This window comes from Roseateles sp. PN1, assembly GCF_038419725.1.
Taxonomy (GTDB): Bacteria; Pseudomonadota; Gammaproteobacteria; order Burkholderiales; family Burkholderiaceae_C; genus Paucibacter_A.
Window position 1 is genome coordinate 84,857 of the sequence record NZ_JBCARA010000018.1, and the last position, 6,425, is coordinate 91,281.

General features: G+C 58.4%; 6 protein-coding genes and 1 pseudogene. 6 read left to right on the forward strand and 1 reads right to left on the reverse strand.

Annotated elements, in window-relative coordinates; genetic code table 11:
- The first annotated feature begins 15 nt into the window (after positions 1-15).
- From AABB87_RS21600 to AABB87_RS21620, 6 genes and pseudogenes are all read left to right on the forward strand, one after another.
- Positions 16-939, forward strand: coding sequence for a glycosyltransferase (locus AABB87_RS21600; RefSeq protein WP_341973371.1), 924 nt, complete (start codon positions 16-18; stop codon positions 937-939).
- On the forward strand, positions 936-1,898 hold the full coding sequence (locus AABB87_RS21605) for an NAD-dependent epimerase/dehydratase family protein (RefSeq protein WP_341973372.1): 963 nt from the start codon (positions 936-938) through the stop codon (positions 1,896-1,898). The genes AABB87_RS21600 and AABB87_RS21605 overlap by 4 nt, the downstream gene beginning before the upstream one ends.
- Positions 1,895-2,917 (forward strand): MraY family glycosyltransferase, encoded by a 1,023-nt coding sequence (locus AABB87_RS21610; protein WP_341973373.1) that lies wholly within the window; start codon positions 1,895-1,897, stop codon positions 2,915-2,917. The genes AABB87_RS21605 and AABB87_RS21610 overlap by 4 nt, the downstream gene beginning before the upstream one ends.
- A gap of 4 nt (positions 2,918-2,921) precedes the next feature.
- Positions 2,922-3,194, forward strand: a pseudogene (locus AABB87_RS23135) (PglD-related sugar-binding protein); the annotation flags it as partial.
- 42 nt (positions 3,195-3,236) lie between these two features.
- Positions 3,237-3,509 (forward strand): hypothetical protein, encoded by a 273-nt coding sequence (locus AABB87_RS21615; protein ID WP_341973374.1) that lies wholly within the window; start codon positions 3,237-3,239, stop codon positions 3,507-3,509.
- A 148-nt stretch (positions 3,510-3,657) separates the two neighbouring features.
- Positions 3,658-5,556, forward strand: coding sequence for a polysaccharide biosynthesis protein (locus AABB87_RS21620; RefSeq protein WP_341973375.1), 1,899 nt, complete (start codon positions 3,658-3,660; stop codon positions 5,554-5,556).
- Between the two features lie 299 nt (positions 5,557-5,855).
- Here AABB87_RS21620 and rfbC read toward each other — a convergent pair whose 3' ends face one another.
- On the reverse strand, positions 5,856-6,407 hold the full coding sequence (gene rfbC, locus AABB87_RS21625) for a dTDP-4-dehydrorhamnose 3,5-epimerase (protein WP_341973381.1): 552 nt from the start codon (positions 6,405-6,407) through the stop codon (positions 5,856-5,858).
- Between the last annotated feature and the right edge of the window lie 18 nt (positions 6,408-6,425).

The window sequence follows — 6,425 nt, forward strand, 5'->3', positions numbered from 1 at the left end:
TCGAGCGCACCCCTTATGACCTACAAGCTTCCCACCTGCGCCGTCCTACTGGCTTCCTACAACGGCGAGCACTGGTTACCCGAGCAACTTTTCAGCCTAAACGCTCAGCGAGGAGTCGACCTACGCGTCATCGTCAGCGATGATCAATCCTCGGATGGCACGACGCGCGTCTTGCTCGAACATGCATCGACGCTTCCGCTTTCAATTCTTCCGGCCCAAGCTGAGCGCTTTGGCAGCGCAAACCGCAACTTCCTGCGCCTAGTCCGCGACGCAGACATAGGCAATGCTGAGTTCGTCGCGCTTGCGGACCAGGACGACATTTGGCACTCGGACAAGCTGTCGCGTGCCATAGAACGGCTGCGCGAAGACGGAGCTGCCGCCTACTCGAGTGATGTTGAAGCATTCTGGCCCGACGGTCGGAAGCGGATTATCAAAAAGTCCCACGCCCAAAAACAGTTCGACCATTTGTTCGGCTCGCCTGGTCCTGGGTGCACTTTCGTGTTCACACGCGCACTTTTCCTGGAGATTCGCGAGTGGGTTACGGCGAACTTCTCCACGCTTTCGAGCCTCTGGGTGCACGACTGGATTTTGTATGCCTACGCCCGCGCGCATGGCCACCGCTGGATAATCGATGGCGTGCCCACCATGCGCTACCGCCAGCACCAATCAAATGAGATTGGCGTGAACTTCGGCCTAAAGGCCATTCAGCGTCGCCTGGCAGTGGTGAAAGAAGGCCGCTACCGCCACGACATCGTGATCATTGCAGAGCTGACCGGCGCCAACCCCGTCTGCGCACGAGCCTTACGAAGGCTGAGCTGGTTAGACAGGCTTTGGCTCATTGGTCACGCTAGCCAATTCCGCCGGAGCCTGCCCGAGGTTCTGGCCCTGCGCCTTATTTTCGTCCTTATGCCAGCAGCCCCGATCCCCGAAGTCGCATGAGCAAGTTCGTCGTAACCGGTGCCCGGGGCTATGTGGCACGTCGATTAATAGACCGCCTAGTGGCAGAAGGCCACGAGGTTGTAGGCCTTTCACGTGGTGACACGGGCTGCAAGGTAAAGGTCGGCTACAGCGAGGTGGCCGTGGGAGATTACACCGATGAAGTTCTGCTTAGGCGGACGCTAAGCGGCGCTCAGGCTGTTTTTCACCTCGCTGCAAGAGCTCATCAACGCAGCGTAGGCCCGGACGACGCGGCACTCTTTCATGCCGCAAACGTAACGCCGACCGAGGCCGTAGCGCGCGCGTGCACCTCGAACGGTGTGGCGCGTTTCGTGATGGTTAGCTCCATCGGCGTGCTAGGCAACCGCACGGACGACACAGCCTTTTCTGATGCCTCTTCCTTGGCTCCATTAGACCCCTACGCCGTGAGCAAAGCACGGGCCGAACTGCGCGTGAAGGAAGTGCTGGTAGACGGCAGCTGCGATTACTGCATCGTGCGCCCGCCGCTAGTCTATGGCCCAGGCAGCCCGGGAAATTTCGCCAGTCTCGTTACTATCGCGGCCAAAGCACCGCTAATTCCGTTGGCCGGTATCCGAGCTCCGCGCACCTTCATCCACATCGATCACCTCGTTGAAGCCCTCGTCATCGCAGCGACCCATCCAGCGGCTTCCCGGCGCGCCTTCGTCGTCGCCGATGGATGCGACACCTCAGTCGCTGAGATCGTACGGATCGCCGCCAGGAGTTTCGCGCGCGAACGTTGGCGAATCCTCGCTATTCCCGAAACACTATTGCGCGCGCTGGGCATCCTCACTGGTCATGGCAAAAAAGTCGACAAGCTACTCGCCCCGTTGCGTGTCGACAGTTCTGGATTCCAGGTTGCCACAGGCTGGATCCCGGCACGAGCCACGGCCCAAGCGATCGCTGAAACCCTCCGAGACTGGCCCGACACCTCAAAACCATGATCCTTCTCTTCGCATCCCTAAGCTGTCTGCTGCTCTCCATTGCCCTAACTAGGGCCATGATCGTCTACGCGCTGTCCGTCAACCTTATGGACCAGCCCAACGAGCGCAGTTCCCACAAGGTGCCAACGCCGCGCGGCGGCGGTGTCGCCTTCGTGATGACCTACCTCATCGGCTTGGTCAGTTTGCATTCAATGCTGGGCATCGGGCCGAGCTTCACGTGGGGTTGCACAGGTGCAGCTGTGGTGGTTGCTGTACTCGGATTCATCGACGACCGACGTGGATTAAAGGCTCGCACGCGCTTCGTCGGGCACCTTCTGGCGGCCTGCTGGTTTCTATACTTCCTAGATACGGTGCCACCAGTGCCGATCTTCGGCGTCACCGTCAATCTGGGTTTGACCGGCTTTGCCTTGGCAGCACTCTTTCTGGTCTGGATGATCAACCTATTCAACTTTATGGACGGAATCGACGGACTGGCTAGCATGGAAGCAGTAACAGTGACCGGCTTCGGCGCTCTGTTGTGGGCTCTGCGCGACCCAGGCGGCGACTGGGCTGCGGCCGTACTGCTTGCTTGCAGCGTGACCGGATTTTTGGTGTGGAATTTCCCGCCCGCGCGAATCTTCATGGGTGACGCCGGAAGCGGCTTTCTGGGCCTGACCGTTGCGGCGGTTGCACTGTGGTGCGGACGGGCGCATCCGGAAATGTTCTGGAGTTGGTTCATCCTCGTAGGTTGCTTCATGGTCGACGCCACCACAACGCTCGTGCGACGCGTGCGACGCGGCGAACGATTCTCGGAGGCACATCGCAGTCACGCCTACCAGTACGCATCGCGCAAGCTGCGATCGCATCGACCGGTAACCCTCGGGGTCGTTGCCATAAATACCGTATGGTTGCTGCCAATCGCGGCCGCCGTAGCCTTCGGTCACCTGGACGGTCTATTAGGTGTGGTCATCGCCTATGCGCCGATTGTCGGGTTGACATTTCGCTTTAAGGCGGGTGATCGCTCCGCTCAAGAGCTCTGACCAAATGCCCCACCCCATACAACTTACGGGCAATGGCGCCATAGAACGCTGCAGCCGGATCGTTGTCGTAGGAGCAGGAGGCTTCGGGCTGGCGGTAGCGGATGCGCTCGAGGCCACGTGTCGTTGGCAGATCGTAGGCCTAGTGGATGACAGCTGGCCAGATTTGGCCACAGCCGGACCATGGCCTGTACTAGCCACGGTCAGTTGTCTTTCCGACCTACGAACACTCGCCGATGCCGTCGTAGTAGCCATTGGAAACAATGCAGTGCGCGAGGCTATATTCGACCGCGCCCGGTCCGCCGGTTTTGCACTGCCCGCAGTGATCCATCCAAATGCTTTCATTGCTGGCAACGTGGAGATCGGCGAAGGCGCCATTTTGATGGCGGGCGTGATAGTCAGCCACGGCTGCCGTATCGGCGAAGGCGCACTGATCAACGCTGGGGCGGTACTAGACCACGACAGCCAAGTTGATAGCTTTGCTCATGTCGGCATCGCAGCTAGCCTGGGCGGTGGCGCTCGTGTAACGAAAGGTGCAGTGCTACCTCAAGGCGAAATTTTACCGATGCGAGGCATACGAACCTGTACATCATGAATAGATGCTTGGCGAACTCCGCCCCACGAGTTAGTAGGAATGGACATGGCTGTCTATCGTGCGACACTCTTGGACCCACCACCAAATGTGATCCGGCTCGGACAGTACCTCACTTATCGGCGTTAGTTGACCTTACGCCACGCTTCGAATGACCAGCAAAACCATCACGAAATTCCTGGAACTACCATCCAATGCGAAATTCGCGCTGATGGTCGGAGGAGATGCCGTCTTCCTTCCCATCTGTATGGTGCTGTCGATGACCATGCGTCTCGGCTCATTCGAAACCGCCCTGGAAACAGCGTTGCCCCTGCAGATCGGCGTAGCCTGGCTTGCAATCCCAATCCTAGCAGTGGCAGGACTCTACAGAACCGTGGTCCGCTATATCGATCTGAAGGTCCTACTGGCCGCCAGCGTCGCACTGGCATCCGCGGTGCTGATCGCCTACGGCTTGGCGTTCGCTTGCGACTTCAGGATCCTCCCGCGCTCAGTGCTCCCTAGCTTCTGGTTCGTGGCGTTCACTTACGTAGTGAGCTCGCGATTCATCGTGCGCGCGATGCTACGGCGCAATCTGGCCGGTCGCCGCCGCGTTAATTCAGCAATTTACGGCGCGGGTCAGGCCGGTGTTCAACTCGCCCGCGCGATGCAATTCAGCACAGAGTACCGCCCAGTCTGCTTCTTCGACGACGCCCGGTCACTAAAGCGAAAATCAGTGAGCGCCTTGCCAGTGCATTCGCCGGAGGACATCCTAGAAGTTGCCGCCCGATACGACATAGAAGAAATCGTAATCGCGGTACCCTCCGCTACGCCCAAGCAGAAGCGCGAAATGGCTGAACGGGCAGGCAAAACCGGCTTACCCGTAAAGATACTTCCAAGCCTTAACGGTTGGGTCGGCGGCGACAGCCTAGTCAACATCAGAGACCTAGACGTGGCCGACTTGCTCGGCCGCGACGCCGTTCCACCCGACCCTCGCCTAATCAGTCTAAACGTAACCGACAAGGTCGTCCTGATCACCGGTGCAGGTGGCTCAATCGGAAGTGAACTTTGCCGCCAAGTGCTGGCACAGAAGCCAAGCAGCCTAGTGCTTCTAGACCACTCGGAGTTCGCGCTATACAGCATTGAGCAAGAGCTCAAGCGTAAAGTTTCCGGTAACGACATCAAAATTCAGGCACGTCTGGGCTCTGTCCTAAGCGCGGATCTGATGGACCATATCCTCCATTTAGAGGGGGTACAAACGGTATACCACGCAGCGGCCTACAAACACGTACCAATCGTTGAGGAAAACGTCCAGCAAGGTGTTCAGAATAACGTTTTTGGATCCTTGCAAGTCGCGCAAGCTTGCGCGCGTGCAGGCGTCGAGACCTGCATCCTCATTTCGACAGACAAAGCAGTGCGCCCGACAAATGCTATGGGTGCATCCAAACGTGTCGCGGAGCTAATCTTCCAAGCCGCCGCCCTGACTAGTACGCGAACGCGGTTTGCAATGGTGCGCTTCGGCAATGTGTTGGGATCTTCCGGTTCGGTCGTGCCTTTGTTCCGCCAACAGATCATGAACGGGGGGCCAATTACGATTACGCACCCAGACATCATCCGGTACTTCATGCTTATCCCCGAGGCCGCACAACTTGTGATCCAGGCAGGTGCGATGACGACCGGAGGCGAAGTGTTCGTTCTAGACATGGGTGAGCCCGTGCGCATAGCCGACTTGGCTCGATCTATGATCCGCCTGTCAGGGCTGACTGAGCGCACCGAGCAACACCCCGAAGGCGACATCGAGATTAAGGCAGTTGGCCTTCGCCCTGGCGAAAAGCTGTATGAAGAACTGTTAATCGGTGACGACATCATCCGTAGTGGCCACCCTCGGGTGATGTGCGCACGAGAGCGCCACATTGAGCCGTCGCTTTTGGAAAAGATGCTGGACTCACTTCGGGTCGCCTGCATGCAAAATGACCGGGATGGAATTCTGCGTCAGCTGAGTTATCTTGTTCCTGAATTCCGTGCTGCGAATGTCGTCAACGCGGAAATGATTGCTCGCATGCAGGGGCCGTAGCAAAAGTGAATCGTCCCGAGTTGAACTGACCCAAAGACGTAGAACGTTTGATAGCTAGTGCTCACGGCCTGACTTCAATATTGCATCGGACAATCGGTGGTTGTTGACCCAGGAGCATAACTACTCTTCCGGCACTTGCCATCGCCGACCCAGCCAGAGAGCTCTTAACGACCTTGAGCTTGAACTCTGTTTCTTACCTCCCCATAGGCCCGTTCGAAGCCCGTCCAACTTCTTGGGGCCAGTTCAACTTCGGAGCGACTCACGAGCTTAGACGCGTTTTCGATTTTGGCAAACAGAAATTAGTCGAAATTCTTCGAGTCAGTCAACAAAGGAGCCTTGGCATCCTTCTCCGCCAGCACCGGCGCCACGCCCGTCTCCGGCCACTGAATGCCAATCGTCGGGTCATCCCAGCGCACACAGCCTTCGGCTTGCGGCGCGTAGAAGTCGGTGGTTTTGTAGAGGAAGTCAGCCGTCTCGCTCACCACCAAGAAGCCGTGCGCGAAGCCCGGTGGCACCCAGAGTTGGCGATGGTTATCGGCGCTCAGTTCTACGCCGACCCAGCGGCCGAAGTTGGCGCTGCTACGGCGCATGTCCACGGCCACATCAAACACCGCGCCGCTGACCACCCGCACCAGCTTGCCCTGGGTGTGCGGGGGCAGTTGGAAGTGCAGGCCGCGCAGTACTCCGCGCGCCGAGCGCGAGTGGTTGTCTTGCACGAAGCGGATTTCGTGGCCGACCGCTTTGTTGAACGTTTGCTCGTTCCAGCTTTCAGTGAAGAAGCCGCGGGCATCGCCGAACACGCGCGGTTCGATGATCAGGACTTCGGGCAAAGCGGTGGGGGTGACATTCATGGTGAGGCTTAAAACGCT

Excerpts from the sequence above, each read along its gene's own strand:
- AABB87_RS21600 (WP_341973371.1), top strand. The coding sequence starts at position 16 with ATGACCTACAAGCTTCCCACCTGCGCCGTCCTACTGGCTTCCTACAAC.
- AABB87_RS21605 (WP_341973372.1), top strand. The coding sequence starts at position 936 with ATGAGCAAGTTCGTCGTAACCGGTGCCCGGGGCTATGTGGCACGTCGA.
- AABB87_RS21610 (WP_341973373.1), top strand. The coding sequence starts at position 1,895 with ATGATCCTTCTCTTCGCATCCCTAAGCTGTCTGCTGCTCTCCATTGCC.
- AABB87_RS21620 (WP_341973375.1), top strand. The coding sequence starts at position 3,658 with ATGACCAGCAAAACCATCACGAAATTCCTGGAACTACCATCCAATGCG.
- rfbC (WP_341973381.1), bottom strand. The coding sequence starts at position 6,407 with ATGAATGTCACCCCCACCGCTTTGCCCGAAGTCCTGATCATCGAACCG.